The sequence below is a fragment of the Acidimicrobiia bacterium genome, assembly GCA_040881685.1.
Lineage (GTDB): Bacteria > Actinomycetota > Acidimicrobiia > IMCC26256 > PALSA-555 > SHVJ01.
Window position 1 is genome coordinate 15,335 of the sequence record JBBECS010000001.1, and the last position, 15,598, is coordinate 30,932.

The 15,598-nt window shown below is 68.0% G+C and carries 7 protein-coding genes; all 7 read left to right on the top strand.

Annotated features, from left to right (window positions below):
• Position 1 precedes the first annotated feature (1 nt).
• The 7 genes from WEE69_00085 (at position 2) to WEE69_00115 (ending at position 15,588) form a co-directional block, all read left to right on the top strand.
• Positions 2-2,791 (top strand): adenylate/guanylate cyclase domain-containing protein, encoded by a 2,790-nt coding sequence (locus WEE69_00085; GenBank protein ID MEX1143695.1) that lies wholly within the window; start codon positions 2-4, stop codon positions 2,789-2,791.
• Positions 2,784-5,540 (top strand): adenylate/guanylate cyclase domain-containing protein, encoded by a 2,757-nt coding sequence (locus WEE69_00090; protein MEX1143696.1) that lies wholly within the window; start codon positions 2,784-2,786, stop codon positions 5,538-5,540. Before WEE69_00085 ends, WEE69_00090 begins: the two co-directional genes overlap by 8 nt.
• Before the next feature lie 313 nt (positions 5,541-5,853).
• Entirely contained in the window at positions 5,854-6,636 is a 783-nt protein-coding gene (locus WEE69_00095) for a hypothetical protein (protein MEX1143697.1), read from the top strand.
• Between the two features lie 342 nt (positions 6,637-6,978).
• Complete coding sequence (locus WEE69_00100) at positions 6,979-10,329, top strand: error-prone DNA polymerase (GenBank protein MEX1143698.1); 3,351 nt, start codon at positions 6,979-6,981, stop codon at positions 10,327-10,329.
• Positions 10,330-10,539: 210 nt separating this feature from the next.
• Positions 10,540-11,778: a magnesium transporter gene (locus WEE69_00105; GenBank protein ID MEX1143699.1), complete on the top strand. Its 1,239-nt coding sequence runs from the start codon at positions 10,540-10,542 to the stop codon at positions 11,776-11,778.
• 79 nt (positions 11,779-11,857) lie between these two features.
• Complete coding sequence (locus WEE69_00110; protein ID MEX1143700.1) at positions 11,858-13,099, top strand: TrkA C-terminal domain-containing protein; 1,242 nt, start codon at positions 11,858-11,860, stop codon at positions 13,097-13,099.
• Positions 13,100-13,227: 128 nt separating this feature from the next.
• Positions 13,228-15,588, top strand: coding sequence for an HAD-IC family P-type ATPase (locus WEE69_00115; protein ID MEX1143701.1), 2,361 nt, complete (start codon positions 13,228-13,230; stop codon positions 15,586-15,588).
• The last annotated feature ends 10 nt before the right edge of the window (positions 15,589-15,598 follow it).

Here is a 15,598-nt window from a genome sequence, read left to right on the forward strand (position 1 = left end):
GATGCCTGGGGCCGGGGGGCTGCCCACGGGAACGGTCACGTTCCTGTTCACCGATCTTGAGGGTTCAACGCGTCTCTGGGAGGAGCACCCCGAGGCGATGAAGGACGCGCTCGCGCGTCACGACGAGCTGCTGCGGAGCGCCGTCGAATCGCACGGTGGCCACGTCGTGAAGACCACGGGTGATGGCCTCCATGCCGTATTCGCTACTGCCGAGCAGGCGGTCGCGGCGGCGGTGGCGGGACAAGGAGCGCTCTCCGGAGTCGACGGTCCCGAAGGACCGTTGCGCGTCCGCATGGGTCTGCACACGGGCGCAGCTGACGTCCGAGACGGTGACTACTACGGCGGTGCGGTGAACCGCGCCGCGCGAGTGTCAGCGGCCGGGCACGGTGGACAGGTGCTCGTCTCACACGCGACCGAGGAGCTGATTCGTGACGACCTCGGTGACGGCCTGGCGCTCGTCGATCTCGGGGAGCACCGACTGCGCGACCTTGCGCGCCCGGAGCGCTTGTTCCAGCTCGCCGCGCCCGGGATGCCACGTGAGTTCCCGCCCGTCCGCTCGGTTGACGCCTTTCCCGGCAACCTGCCGTCGCAACTCACCTCGTTCGTCGGGCGCGACGACGAGCTGTCCCGAGTTGGCAAGGCGCTCGACGAATCTCGACTTGTCACGCTGATCGGTGTTGGCGGCGTCGGCAAGACGCGCCTTGCCACGCAGGTGGCAGCTGAGGTGCTCCCGCGCTTCGCCGACGGTGCATGGTTGTGCGAGCTCGCGGCTGCCAGCGACGCCGAAGCGATGGTGCAGGTCGTGGCGGCGACGCTTGGCGTCCAACAGCACCCGAACGTCTCGCTCGAAGAGAGCATCCTGGAGTACCTGCGGACCAAGCAACTGCTCTTGGTGCTCGACAACTGCGAGCACCTGCTCGCGGACGCGGGTGGCCTCGCCGAGGGGGTGTTGCACCGATCCGATGGCGTGCGCATCCTCGCGACGAGTCGAGAGGGCCTCGCTGTCGAGGGTGAGCAGGTGTGGCCCCTGCGGTCGTTGCGGACGCCGACATCGACCTCCACCGTCGAGGTCGTGGCGAGCGCGGCGGCGCGGCTCTTCATCGAGCGCGCGCAGGCTGCCGCGCCCGGGTTCGATGTGGATGATGCCAATGCCGCCGCAGTCGCCGAGATCTGCAAGCGCCTCGACGGCATCCCGCTCGCGATCGAACTCGCGGCGGCACGCGTCTCCGCAATGAGTCCGACCGAGATCGCTGCGCTGCTGGACGAGCGCTTCCGCCTGCTCACCGGAGGTCGTCGGACGGCGGTCGAACGGCACCAGACACTGCGCGCCACGGTCGACTGGTCCTACTCGTTGCTCGAGCCCAACGAGCGCTTCGTGTTCGACCGACTCGGTGTGTTCTCAGGCAGCTTCGACAACGCGGCCGCCTCAGCCGTCGTGACCGGCGACGGGATCGAGCACTGGGATGTCGTCGACGCGATGGCGGGTCTCGTCAACAAGTCGATGGTCAACGCCGAGAAGACCTCCGAGGACACCACGCGCTACACAATGCTCGAGACGCTCCGGCAGTACGCACGGGAGCAGCTCGACGAGCACGATGCGTCAGACGACTGGCGGCGTCGCCACGCGCAGCACTATGCGGCCCTTGCCGAGCAAGCAGGGCGTGAGCTCGTCGGCCGAAGGGAGCTGGCCGCTCGTCGTCGCGTCCAGACCGAGCTCGACAACCTGCGCGCCGCCGTGACGTGGGCGCTCGACAGCACGCTCGACGAAGACGTGGAGCTTGGCGTGGGCATCGTTGCCGAGCTGTCGTACGAGGCGACGTGCAACGTGGCCAGTGGTATTGGGGCCTGGGCGGAACGTGCCGTCGAAGCGGCTCGCCGGTCGACATCGGAGCGGCGGCGCGCCGTGCTGGGCGCGGCCGCGTATTACCTGCACCAGGGTCTCGGCGACTTTCCGCGCGCTCGCCAACTAGCGCTTGAGGCGGTCGAGGAGGGATTCGTCGCCGATGCGCCGGGCGGTTCGATCGCGGAGACGACGCTCGGGATGAGCTACATGGCCGCCGGCGAGCGCGAGCTCATGCTGGAGGTGATCGCCAACATCCATCGCCGTCTCGATGAGGGTGGCGAGGACCTGTTCGTCCGCTCAGCGTTGCACTCGTCGACTGCGGCGATGCTCACGACGATCGGTGACTGGAACATGGCGCGGGTTGAAGCATCAGCCGGTCTTGCCACCGCGCGTCAGATCCAGAACCCGACCTGCCTCGCGCTGGCCCTCTTCGCAGTGGGCTGGACCAACTCCGGTGACGACCCGGGTGCCGCGCTTGCCGCGTACGAAGAGAGCATCGCGCTCACTCGTGCGGGAGCCGTCGACGGCGCATTCGGCGCGGCGTTGAGCCAGGCCGCGCAGCTCCGCGCACATGCCGGTGACGCAAGAGGATCATTGGAGGGGCTGCGCGAGGCCATTACCTACTCCCACGAAGTCGGCGATCACATGAACTTCATCAACGCGGTCAATCGCGGCATCCAGATCGTCGGTCTCCTCGGGAACCCGGTCGCCGCGGCGACGCTCTCCGGCGTCATGAAGGGCGACTTGCTCGAAGCGTTCCCCGTGTACGAGCTGAGGGACTTCGAGGGCCGTGGCCAACAGGCCGTCCAGGATCAGGTCCGCAGCGAGCTGGGTGATGACGTCTACAGCGCCGCAATGGCGCGCGGTACCGCGATGTCGTACGACGAGATCGTGGCGTACGTCCTCGCGGAGATCGATCGCATGCTCGCCGAGTTGGACGATGCCTGACCTCCCGACCGGCACGGTCACGTTCCTCTTCACCGATCTCGAGGGCTCGACACGCCTGTGGGAAGAGCGCGCCGAGGCAATGAAGGACGCGCTCGCGCGCCACGACGAGTTGCTGCGCGCGGCGGTTGAGGCTTGCGAGGGTCATGTCGTCAAGACGACCGGTGACGGCGTCCACGCCGCGTTCGCCGATCCAGTGCACGCGATCGATGCTGCGATCGCCGGACAGCGTGCGCTCGACGAGGCGGTGATCGACCCGCCGCTGCGAGTGCGCATGGGCATTCATACCGGTCCGGCGGAGCCCCGCGATGGGGACTACTACGGCAGCGCTGTGAATCGAGCGGCGCGTCTCATGTCAGCCGCACACGGCGGCCAGATCGTGGTCTCGCTCGCCACCGAGGAGCTCGTTCGCGACGACCTTTCGGCGGGGATCGAGCTCATCGACCTCGGCGAGCACCTGCTCCGCGACCTCTCCCGCTCGGAACGCATCTTCCAGGTCGTCGCTCCTGGGCTCCACGAAGACTTCGCGCCGCTTCGCTCCATCGACACCGCGCCCGGGAACCTCCCCGCACAGCTGACGTCGTTCATCGGCCGCGGCGAGGAGCTGCACGAGATTGCCGTGGAACTCGAGAAGAACCGGCTCGTGACGATCACTGGAGCTGGTGGCGTCGGGAAGACGCGCCTCGCCATGCACGTCGCCGCGGAGGTCCTGCCCCGTTACCGCGACGGGGCATGGCTGTGCGAGCTCGCGCCAGTGGTCGATGCCGACGAGATGCACCAAGTGCTGGTTGCAACCCTCGACATTCAACCGCGAGCCGGTGTGTCCCTCCTGGACAGCATCTGCGACGCGCTACGGACGAAGCACGTACTCGTCATCCTCGACAACTGCGAGCATCTACTCCGCGCCGCGCGAGATCTCATTGGGCGGATCCTGGCGTCCTGTCCTGACGTGCGCGTCCTGGCTACGAGCCGGGAAGGGATCGGAATCGCGGGCGAGCAGGTGTGGCCCTTGCGGTCACTCGACATACCGGAGAGTGCTGCCGCACACGAGGTGGCCGAGGCGGAGGCGGCGGTCCTCTTCATGGATCGGGCTCGATCAGTGCGCCCCGGGTTCGTGATCGACGCCGGCAACGCGGCAGCAGTGGCGGACATCTGCCGTCGATTGGATGGCATCCCGCTGGCGTTGGAGCTGGCGGCTGCGCGCATGGTTGCCATGTCGCCGGCAGATGTGGCGACCCGACTCGACGAACGCTTCCGATTGCTGACCGGTGGGCGAAGCGGTGCGGTCGAACGCCATCAGACGCTTCGCGGCGCCCTCGAGTGGTCGTACTCGCTGCTCGATGCTCGAGAACAATGCGTCTTCGATCGATTGTCCGGCTTCTCAGGCACGTTCGATGCCGCCGCAGCCGAGGCGGTGGTTACCGGTGGGGGAGTCGAAGGCTGGGATGTGCTCGACGCCCTCGGTGGCCTCGTGGCGAAGTCGATGCTCATCGCTGAGCCCTCGGATGACGGCACGATGCGGTATCAGCTGCTCGAGACCATGCGGCAATACGCGGCGGAGCAGCTCGAGGAGCACGACGATCCTGATGCGTGGCGCCGCCGGCACGCCGAGCACTACAGCGCGGTCACAGAGGAGGTCGCACGCGGCATTCGGGGTCCTGACGAAGGCCGCTACCGGCAACAGCTTCTCGCCGAGATCGACAACGTCCGTTCGGCGGTGCAGTGGAGCAACGACGCTGCCGACCGCACAGACGCCGAGCTCGGACTGAGGATCATCGCGGCGCTGTCCTACGAGGCGTCTTTCAACCGCCCTCTGGGTGTTGGCGTTTGGGCAGAGCGCGCGGCGGAGCGCGCCGAGCGGTCCACCGAGGGCAGACGGTCTGACGTCTTGAGTGCCGCCGCGAGTAGCGCCCTTGCGCGCGGTGACGTTGATCTGTGCGCCGTGTTCGCAAACGCAGCGCTGGAGCACGGCCCGCAAGCGGACAGCTGGTCCCCGAGCCTCCCGTATCTGGCGCTTGCGTATCGCGCCCTGACCGTGGGAGCTCACGACGAGATGCGCTCGGTGATCGCGGACTGGCGTCGGACGTTGGAGTCGATCGACGCCGACGACTTCCAGCGGGCGAGCGGGTACTGGACGTGGGCTGCATTCGGCTCGCTGTTCGGTGACCCGCAAGCTCTGGAAGACGCCCGCGCCGCGACGACGGTCGCGCGCAAGTCCGGCAATCCCACTGCGATCGGAAACAGCCTTCACGCGCTCGGCATGGCGCTCGCCCGAAGTGACCCGGATGAAGCGCTTGCGGTACTCGAGGAGGCCGCGACCGTCAAGATGGTGTCCGGCAAGTCGAACTTGCTGGGCAATGCGTATGCGCTGATCGCACAGCTGCGAGCGCGTCGAGGTGAACGATCGGCAGCGCTCGAAGCCCTGCGCTTCTCGATCGCGCACTTGGACGAAGCCGGTGACAAGCCACAGTTCCTCGGCACGATCGACTGGGCCGTGGTGATCTTCCGCCTCTTCGAGGAAGACGAGGCCATGGCGGTGACGGCGGGCGTGGCGATCGACGGTCCGCTCGCGGTCCTGAACAACTTCCCCGGAGTGCCGAGGCACGGAGACCCGGCGTTGAGCAAGGTCGAGGCGCGCCTCGGTGCCGAGCGGTATCGGGAGCTAGTGGCACAGGGTGCGGCCATGTCCTATGACGAAGTCGTGCAGTACCTGTTCGCTGAGATCGACCGGATGCTCGCTGAGACGAGTTAGGTGAGCCCGAAAGCGCCACGATCACCTTGGCCGCGACCGCGGCGGGCGGGCGATCGACGCCGATGATGATCGCGTCGTTCGGGATCTCGAGCGCTTCGATCTGCGAAGGGAGCAGCGACGCCGGCGCGATGACCGGTGGCTCACAGCGCCATCATGGCGCGCGGTGCACGACGCGCGACTTCGAACGCTCAACTGTCGGAAATGTATCGCTCAGTTGAGAGTTCGATACCAGCTCGCAAAGAATCTCAAAACTTTCTGAGATTTCTGCGTGACATCCGGCTTGACTGTCACACCACCCTGTCATCCTGAACGCATGACGTTCGGGGAGATCGCCGCCGCGCTGCGAGAACGACTCGCGACGCTCGAGCCCGAGTGCTACTCGGGTGCTGACGCGGCGCGTCACGCCGAGGTCACCGCGGAGATCCGCAACCTCGGCGACACCGCCACGATCTTGCTCGCCAAGCGTGCCGCCGACACTCGTGCGTGGACTCGCGTCTCCCACGCTGCGTCGGCCGAGCAGTGGCTCGCCAACGTCTCGGGGACGTCCGAGCACACGGCTCGCGAGCAGCTCCTCACCGCGTACCGATTCGATGCCCTCATGATGCTCGCCGCGGGCGGTGCGCCCGCTGAACGGGCGAAGCGCCCCGAGCCGGTAGTACGGCTCAACGTCGGGCTGCAGTCACTCCTCGAGGGGCGCACGGTGGCGGGTGAGGTGTGCGAGATCCCCGGTGTCGGCCCGGTTCCGGTCGCGCACGCCCGCGAAGTGTTGCAACACGGCTTGCTCGAGCTCGTGATCTCCGACGGAGTCGACGTGCACAGCGTCGTCTCGACGACCCGCCACATCCCCAAGGCACTCAAGATCGCCGTGGATGCCCGCGACGGCGGCCGCTGCAAAGTCAGCGACTGCGACCACACCAGGGCAATCGAGCGCCACCACACGCTCGGCTTCGCGGAGCATCGGCTCACTACCTACGAGGTGCTCGGAGGCGTCTGTCCCGACCACCACGACCTCATCACGCACCGCGGCTACACGGTCATCGAGAACGACGACGGCACCTGGTCGCTCCGAGCGCCACCCCATACCAGCGCGGCGTGACACGCCGCTCCGGGTCCGCGATTCGTCTCAGTGAGCGGTGAGACTCGTGTCATGTACGAGTACCTCATCCGCAACTGGACGAAAGGTCGGCATGAAGGTCGGTATCCGACGCTTGATGCTGCCTTGGCCGCGGTTCCCATGCGGTGTGCTGACCGCGACGAGTTCACAGTCTGGGAAGGGCATCGCTTCAACCGCGGTGATACCGCGAATGCAGTTTTCGATGGGCGGTATCGGTCGGCGCGCTGACCGGGATGCCGGGCCCTTCTTGCCCTAGCGAACATACGTTCGATAGGGTGCCCAGCCCGGCCCTTCGGGGTTCTGGGTCCTGGCGGAGTAGGGCCCGTGGAGCACGGCGCTGGCGAGCGGCCCGCAGGGCGGCGGTCGGGTATCCCGATCGCCGAGCGAGCGCGCCCAGAAGGTGGCTATGCCGAGCTGCACTGCCACACCAACTTCTCGTTCCTCGATGGTGCCAGTCACCCTGAGGAGCTGGTCGACGAGGCCGCGCGCCTCGGCTTGGCCGCGCTCGCGGTCACCGACCACGACGGGTTCTACGGGATCGTGCGCTTCGCGCTGGCCGCCGCATCAGTGGGGATGCCGACGGTGTTCGGCGCCGAGCTCACCCTCGACCAGACGGCTGGGCCGCCGAACGGAGTCGCGGATCCGCCGGGGAACCATCTGGTGGTCCTCGCGGAAGGACCGCTTGGTCACGCCCGTCTCGCACGGGCGATCAGCGAAGGACAGATGGCGGGGGAGAAGGGCGCGCCGCGCTTCGTGATCGAAGCGCTCGCTGCCGCGTCACGCGCCGGTGTGCACCTCACTCACAACCGCACCAGTGCGACGAACGACGCATGGCACGTGCTCACCGGTTGCCGCAAGGGACCGCTGGCGCGCGCGCTCCACGCCGAGGGTCCGGCGGCAGCTCGGCGCGCGCTCGACCACTTGACCGACGCATTCGAGCGCGACCGCGTGCTCGTTGAGCTGTGGGACCACGGCGATCCCCTCGACCGGCACCGCAACGACGCGCTCGCCGAAGTCGCGATCAGGGCAGGTGTCGATGTGATCGCCACCAACAACGTGCATTACGCCACACCGCAGCAACGCCAACTCGCTGCCGCGCTCGCGGCCATCAGATCGAGACGTTCGCTCGACGAGATCGACGGCTGGCTGCCGGCATCGTCGTTTGCACACCTGCGCAGCGCGGCCGAGCAGCACCGGCGATTCGCGCGGTGGCCCGGCGCGGTCGAACGGACCGTCGACATCGCGCGCCAGTGCGCCTTCGACCTGCGCCTCGCCGCACCGAACCTCCCCAACCTCGACGTGCCACCCGGTCACACCGACATGTCGTGGCTGCGCGAGCTCACCCGGCGCGGCGCCGCACGCCGCTACTCACCCAGTCACCCCGACCATGAGAAGGCGCAACGTCAGATCGCCCACGAGCTCGACGTGATCGAGCAGCTCGGGTTCCCCGGCTACTTCCTGCTGATCTTCGAGATCGTCGAGTTCTGCAAGGAGCAGGACATCTACTGCCAGGGCCGGGGGAGCGCCGCGAACAGCGCGGTTTGCTACGCCCTCGGCGTCACCAAAGCCGACGCGGTCGCGCTCGGACTGCTCTTCGAGCGGTTCCTGTCGCCCGAGCGCGACGGGCCACCCGACATCGACCTCGACATCGAGCACCAGCGAAGAGAGGAGGTCATCCAGTACGTCTACGACAAGTACGGGCGCGACCGCGCCGCGCAGGTCGCCAACGTCATCACCTACCGACCGCGCTCCGCATTGCGCGAGATGGCCAAGGTCGCGGGCCTCTCACCCGGACACGCCGATGCGCTCGCCAAGCAGGTGGACAGATGGGGGCGCGGTGACGATCCGTTGGCGGTGGTGGGGGAGAGCGGAGCCGAGCGGCCCGAAGGGCGGGGCCGGGTATCCCGGCCCCGAGCGAGCGCGACCATGGTGTTGGACCTGGCGACCCAGGTGCTCGACTTCCCGCGCCACCTCGGCATCCACTCGGGCGGCATGGTGATGGCCGACCGCCCGCTCGTGGAGTTCTGCCCGGTCGAGTGGGCTCGCATGGAGGACCGCTCGGTGCTCCAGTGGGACAAGGACGACTGCGCGTCCGCAGGCCTCGTGAAGTTCGACCTGCTCGGGCTCGGGATGCTCACGATGCTGCACATGGCCGTCGACCTGGTGCGTGAGCACGAGGGGATCGAGATCGACCTGGCCACGATCCCCCAAGAAGACGAGGTGTACGACCTGCTGTGCGCGGCCGACACGATCGGCGTGTTCCAGGTGGAGAGCCGCGCACAGATGGGCACGCTGCCGCGCCTTCGGCCGCGCACCTTCTACGACCTCGTGGTTGAGGTCGCGCTGATCCGCCCCGGGCCGATCCAGGGCGGCTCGGTACACCCGTATCTGCGCCGGCGCACCGGTGAGGAGCCCGTCACCTACCCGCACCCGATCCTCGAGCCGTGCCTACGCAAGACGCTCGGTGTGCCGTTGTTCCAGGAGCAGCTCATGCAGATCGCCATCGACGCGGCCGGCTTCACGCCGGGGGAAGCCGACCAGCTGCGCCAGGCGATGGGGTCGAAGCGCTCGAAGCAGCGCATGGCTGCGATGCACGACCGGCTGATGCAGGGGATGGCCGAGCGCGGGATCGACACCGACGCGGCCACCGACATCGCTCACAAGCTCGAAGCCTTCGCGCAGTTCGGCTTCCCCGAGAGCCACTCCGTGAGCTTCGCCTACCTCGTGTACTCGAGCTCATGGGTGAAGCTGCACTACCCGGCCGAGTTCGTGTGCGCGCTGCTCAACGCGCAGCCGATGGGCTTCTACTCGCCGCACACGCTCGTGCGTGACGCCGTTCGCCACGGGGTGCAGGCGCTCGGACCCGACGTGAACATCTCCCGCACGGACTGCACGCTCGAAGCACGCACGCCCGATGCGGGCCCGGTCGGTCGTCCGCGCAATGGGTGGCACGCCGACCCGTCCGAGCACGCGCTGCGCATCGGGTTGCGCTACGTGCGCGGACTCGCCGACGCGCTCCTCGAGCGCATCGAGACGGCGCGTGAGGCCAGCGGAGCATTCATCAGCCTGGAGGACTTCACGCGCCGGACCAATGCCCCCGGTGACGCGCTCGAGGCGCTGGCCACCGCCGGCGCGTTCGGTTCCCTCGGCGTGGAGCGGAGAGAGGCGTTGTGGGCAGCGGGCGCGCTGCACGACGCCCGCCCCGGCACGCTCCCCGGCGTGATCACCGGGGTCGAGGCGCCTCCCCTGCCCGGCATGGAGCCGATCGACGAGACGAACGCCGATCTCTGGTCCACCGGCATGTCCACGAGCCGACACCCCACGGAGTTCGTGCGCGCTGCGCTCAGCGCCCGGGGCGCCGTCACCGCGGAGGCGCTCAGAGGGCTCTCCCACCGCACGGTCGTGGAGGTGGGTGGGATCGTCACCCACCGCCAGCAGCCGGAGACGTCCAAGGGCGTGGTGTTCATCAACCTCGAGGACGAGACCGGCCTCGTCAACGTGGTCTGCACGCCCGATGTGTGGAAGCGGTTCCGCAAGGTGGCCCGCACCTCACCCGCGCTGATCGTGCGCGGGATGCTCGAGCGTCAACAGGGCGTGATCAACCTGCTCGCCCACCGCATCGAAGCACTCGCTCTCCGCCCGGCCGCCCTCCTCAGATCGCGCGACTTCCACTAACGGCGGCGCCGGAGGCGCTCGCAGTCGCTGGCGAGCGTCTCGAAGAGCGGCGCGGTGGCGAGGGGCCATGCCGCTCGTCACCAAGGAGACGAAGCCTGCGGAGTCGACCAAGGATGTGGTTCCCGGCGCCGAGCGAGCGCGACAGGAAGGGGGATACCCTGACATCGCCGTCATGGAGATCAGAATGAACGAGCCTCCGAGTACAAACCAATGCTGCGCCGCCTCCGCATCGTGCGGCGGTTCCTCGCGCTCGTCCGCGCGGACCCAGCCGGCTTCCGTGCTGGCTTCGTCGCGCACCTGCTCAGCACGGCAACCGGCCTCGCTGCCGGCGTAACGCTCGGCTCGATCACCGGCACCCTCGAACAGCTCCCCGGTCTCCTCGTTCTCGTTCCGGCAGCGGTCGGCCTGCGCGGCAACGTGTATGGCGCGCTCGGAAGTCGCCTGGGCACCGCGGTCGCGACGGGAACGTTCCGACTCTCCGCCCGGCGTGACACCGAAGTCGGGCAGAACCTGTGGGCGGCCGCCTCATTGTCCTTCGGTGCCTCGCTCCTGCTCGCGCTCGTGGCCAAGGGAGTGGCCGAGTCGTTCGGTGTGCGCAACGCCATGTCAATCGGCGACTTCGTGGTCGTGTCGGTGGTGGGCGCGCTCATCCCGACCGTGGTGGTGATGGCGATCACCGTGGGCGTCGCAGCACTGAGCGTGCGTCGTGAATACGACCTCGACAACGTCGCCGCGCCGGTCGTTACCGCGGCAGCCGACATGATCACGCTGCCCAGCCTGTTCCTGGCCGCCTTGCTGGTCATTGACGCGCCGCGCTGGCTCGTCGCCGCGCTGGCGATCGCTTCGGCGGCCGCGACCCTGACCGCGCTCGTTGGCTGTTTGCGGAGCCATCTGCCGGTCCTGCGCCGTATCGCACGCGAGTCGCTCCCGTTCCTGATCGCCGCGGGGGCCCTCAGCACGTTCGCTGGGGTCACCATCCAGTCGCGGTTCGATTCGCTCTCCGAGGAGCCCGCTCTCTTGATCGTGATCCCGCCGTTGCTCTCGTTGTCCGGCTCGCTAGCTGGCATCCTCTCGGCGCGCGTGGCCACCAAGCTCCACCTCGGTCTCGTCAGCCCCGACCGCTTCAGTCCTCGACCGGTCGTGGAGGACATCACGCTGGTCTACGTGATCGCGATCCCGATCTTTCTCGTGCTCGGGATCGCTGCCGACGTGATCGCAGCCGTGGCCGGGATCGCGAGCCCTGGCGTCTTCGAGATGCTCGCGCTCATGATGCTCGCTGGGATCGTTGCGACCGCGCTGTCGTGCGTCGTGGCGTACTTCGGGGCATTGCTGACCTACCGACTGGGCTGGGACCCCGACAACAACGGCATCCCCATGGTGTCGTCGGCTTCCGACTTCCTCGGAGCGGCTTCACTCATGGTGTCTCTCGCAATACTGGGGCTGTCGTGAAAAGAGGGAAGATGGAGAACGAGCGGCCGCGGAGCCAGGGGAGTAGGTACCCTGGCCCGCAGCGAGTGAGCGAAGGTTGATGGACGACAAACCTCCACGGAATCTCAAGGCCATGCTCGCGGAGGCGAAGGATTCCTCCGAGCTCATGGTCGACTTGGCATACGCGGCGCTCTTCTTCGGCGACGAGCACATGGCTGCCGAAGTGCACGAGCTCGAGGAGCGCCTGAGCGGCCTCGTGCACGAAATGCGCGAGATCTGCATCCTCGCGGCGCGTTCCCCACACGACGCCGAGCAGATGTCGAGCGTCCTGCACGTGGTCGCCGCGATTGAGCGAATGGCCAACGGCGCGGAGGACATCGCGCGCATCGTCACGCACCGGTTGGGCATCCCGGCCGCGCTCGTCGCCGACCTTGCCGCGGCCGAAGAGGTCTCGCACCGCGTGCGCGTCCGTGCCGACTCCGCGCTCGCCGGACGCTCGCTCGCCGATGTCGAGCTGCCGGTGGAGGTCGGGATGCGCGTCGTCGCGATCCGACGCGGCAAGGAGTGGATCATCGACCCCGACGGCGACGAGGTGCTCGTGCCCGATGACGTGTTGATCCTGCGCGGCCCGCCCGCGGGGATCGGTGAGCTCCGAGAGCTCGCGGGCGCGCCCGAGTGGCGCCCGCCTCAGGTCGAAGAGGATCCTGCCATCACCGACCTCGATCGGGCCGTCGATGTGCTGGTCGAGATGAAGAACGTGTCCGAGGTGGCGATCGGCCTCGCCTACTCGGCCCTGCTGTTCAACGATCAGAGCCTGGCCGCGGAGGTGAACTCCCTCGGGGACCGGCTCGACGAGATGCGGGAACGGCTCGAGGTCTGGGTCCTACGCAGCGCGGCCAACGAGGTCGACCCGTCGCCGCTGCGCGGCTTGCTGCACCTGGGTGGCGCGGCCGAGGAGTTGGGCGACGCGGCACAGCAGATGGTCTGGCTGATCGAAGAGGGTGAGGAGATGCACCCCGTGCTCAAGATCGCGCTCGGCGACAGCGACGAGGTGATCGCGTGGGTGCCCGTGGCGTCGGGGTCCGCGCTCGAGGGCAAGACCCTCGCCGAAGCCCGGCTCGAGGTGGAGACCGGCTTCTATCTTCTCGCGATCCGGCGCGCAGGCCGATACGTGTACCGGCCGCGCGGTCACGTCCGATTCGAAGCCGGTGACGAGCTCATCGCCAGCGGACCTGACGAGGGCCAAGCCGTCCTGGCCGAGCGGTGTGGCTACCGGATCCTCGAGGATGACGACACCGGTGAGATCGAGCTGGTTCCCGCCGGCAGCGCGAAGGCTGAGTAAGCGACGCCTTCTCGCGATCTGATCGGTAGCCTCCAACACTCCCGCTCTCGGCGCTTCGCGCCGGGCCGCTCGGGCCTCGGCTACCAGCATCGCAGGGTACCTGCGATGCTGATCGCTAGCCTCCCGGCGTGGCTGAACCGGCGCACCAGACTCCCGACACCGGTCTGACTGATGTCGAGGTGCGTGACCGGATCGATCGTGGGCTGACCAACGAGACGAGCGAGCGCACGAGCCGGACCTACAGCGAGATCGTCCGCGCCAACGTCCTCACCCGCTTCAACGCCATCCTCGGCGTGATGCTCGTGGTGATCCTGAGCGTCGGCGAGATACAGGACGCCACGTTCGGCCTGATCCTTGTCGCCAACTCACTGATCGGGATCATCCAAGAGGTCCGTGCCAAGCACCAGCTCGATGCGCTCGCGGTCACGGTCGCGCCCCGACTGCACGTGTTGAGGGACGGAACGACCACCGAGCTGCCGGTGGAGTCGATCGTCCTCGATGACCTCTGCGAGCTGCGCACCGGCGACCAGGTTCCGGTCGACGGGATCGTGCGGTCGGTTGCCGGGTTGGAGATCGACGAATCGTTGCTCACGGGTGAGTCCGACGCGGTCGCCAAGGATCCGCAGGAGGAAGTGTTGTCCGGCTCCTTCGTCGTGGCCGGGTCGGGACGCTTCCAAGCGACACACGTGGGTGGCGACGCCTATGCCCGCCGGCTCGCCTCCGAAGCGCGCCGGTTCACGCTCGTGAAGTCGGAGCTGGTGTACGGGATCAACACCTTGCTGCGATACATCCAATACGCGCTCTTCCCGGTGACGGCGCTCCTCCTCTGGCGTCAGCTCGAGACCCGCGAGGTCGACGGTGCGCTCACGAGCGTCGTCGCTGGCGTGGTCGGAATGGTCCCCGAAGGGCTCGTGCTGCTCACGAGCCTCGCCTTCGGGATCGCGACCGTGACGCTGGCGCGTCGCAACGTTCTCGTGCAGGAGCTCCCAGCGGTCGAGGTGCTCGCGCGCGTAGATGTGGTGTGCCTCGACAAGACCGGCACCCTGACCGAGGGCGATGTGGTGTTCGACCGTCTTGAACCCGTTGGCTCCGACCTCGGTGAAGCCGAGCAGGCGCTGGGTGCGCTCGCGGCCGATGAGAACCGCAACGCGACACTGGGCGCGATCGCGCAGGCATTTGGCGACCCCGGCTGGACGCGAGTGTCGGTCGTCGCCTTCTCGTCGGCCCGGAAGTGGAGCTCGGCGACGTTCGCTGACCACGGCACGTGGGTCTTCGGAGCGCCCGAGATGGTCCTGGCCACGTCGGGTTCGGAGCACCCCGCTCGGCAGCGGTCCGATGAGCTGGCTGCCGCGGGCAACCGCGTGCTCGTCCTGGCGCGTTGCGGCAGCCCGATCGCCGGGGAGGTTCTGCCCGACGACCTCGAACCGGCGGCGCTCGTCCTGCTGGCCGAGCACGTGCGCCCCGATGCAGCCGAGACGCTGGCGTACTTCGCCGACCAAGGGGTGAGCTTGAAGGTGATCTCCGGCGACAACCCGCGCACCGTCGCCTCGGTCGCGCGCGCGGTCGGGTTGTCCGGTGCGGAGGACGTGATCGACGGACGCGACTTACCCGACGACCAAGACGAGCTTGCCGACGTTCTCGAGGGGCACTCCGTGTTCGGTCGGGTGACACCGCAGCAGAAGCGGGCGATGGTCGGTGCGCTCCAGTCGAGGGGCCACGTCGTGGCGATGACCGGCGACGGCGTGAACGATGCATTGGCGCTCAAGGACGCCGACATCGGTGTGGCCATGGGTTCGGGCGCCGCCGCGACGCGCGCCGTTGCCCAGCTCGTCCTGCTCGACAGTCGGTTCGCAACGATGCCTGGCGTCGTTGCCGAGGGTCGACGCGTGATCGCCAACATCGAACGCTCGGCCAACCTGTTCGTGACCAAGACGATCTATGCCGTGCTCCTCGCGCTCGCGGTGGTTGCCACCGGATGGCGATATCCGTTCCTGCCCCGCCACCTCACGATCGTGAGCACGTTCACGATCGGAATCCCCGGCTTCTTCCTCGCGCTCGCGCCCAACAAGCGGCGCTACATCCCCGGCTTCCTCGAGCGGGTGGTGCGGTTCTGTGTGCCCGCCGGTGTCGTTGCCGGAACCGCGTCGCTCGTCACCTATGCAATCGCCCGATACGAAGAGAACCTCACCTTGCGAGAGTCCCGCACGACCACGACGCTCGTGCTGGTCGCCGTCGGGCTCTGGGTACTCGTGATCTTGGCGCGCCCGTTCACTCTTTGGAAGGCGATGCTGGTCGGGACGATGGTGGGCGCGGTCGTGCTCATCCTCGTCATCGAGCCCGCGCGCGACTTCTACGCGCTCGAGCTCCCTGATTGGCGGATCGTCGGTGAGGCCGGACTGGTTGCCGGTGCCGCCATCCTCGTGCTCGAGGTCGGCTGGCGGGCGTCCCGCATCATTGGTTGGCGGAGGGATCCAGTCCCGGACGACTAGCGCCGGAAAC

Excerpts from the sequence above, each read along its gene's own strand:
- WEE69_00085 (MEX1143695.1), top strand. The coding sequence starts at position 2 with ATGCCTGGGGCCGGGGGGCTGCCCACGGGAACGGTCACGTTCCTGTTC.
- WEE69_00090 (MEX1143696.1), top strand. The coding sequence starts at position 2,784 with ATGCCTGACCTCCCGACCGGCACGGTCACGTTCCTCTTCACCGATCTC.
- WEE69_00095 (MEX1143697.1), top strand. The coding sequence starts at position 5,854 with ATGACGTTCGGGGAGATCGCCGCCGCGCTGCGAGAACGACTCGCGACG.
- WEE69_00105 (MEX1143699.1), top strand. The coding sequence starts at position 10,540 with ATGCTGCGCCGCCTCCGCATCGTGCGGCGGTTCCTCGCGCTCGTCCGC.
- WEE69_00110 (MEX1143700.1), top strand. The coding sequence starts at position 11,858 with ATGGACGACAAACCTCCACGGAATCTCAAGGCCATGCTCGCGGAGGCG.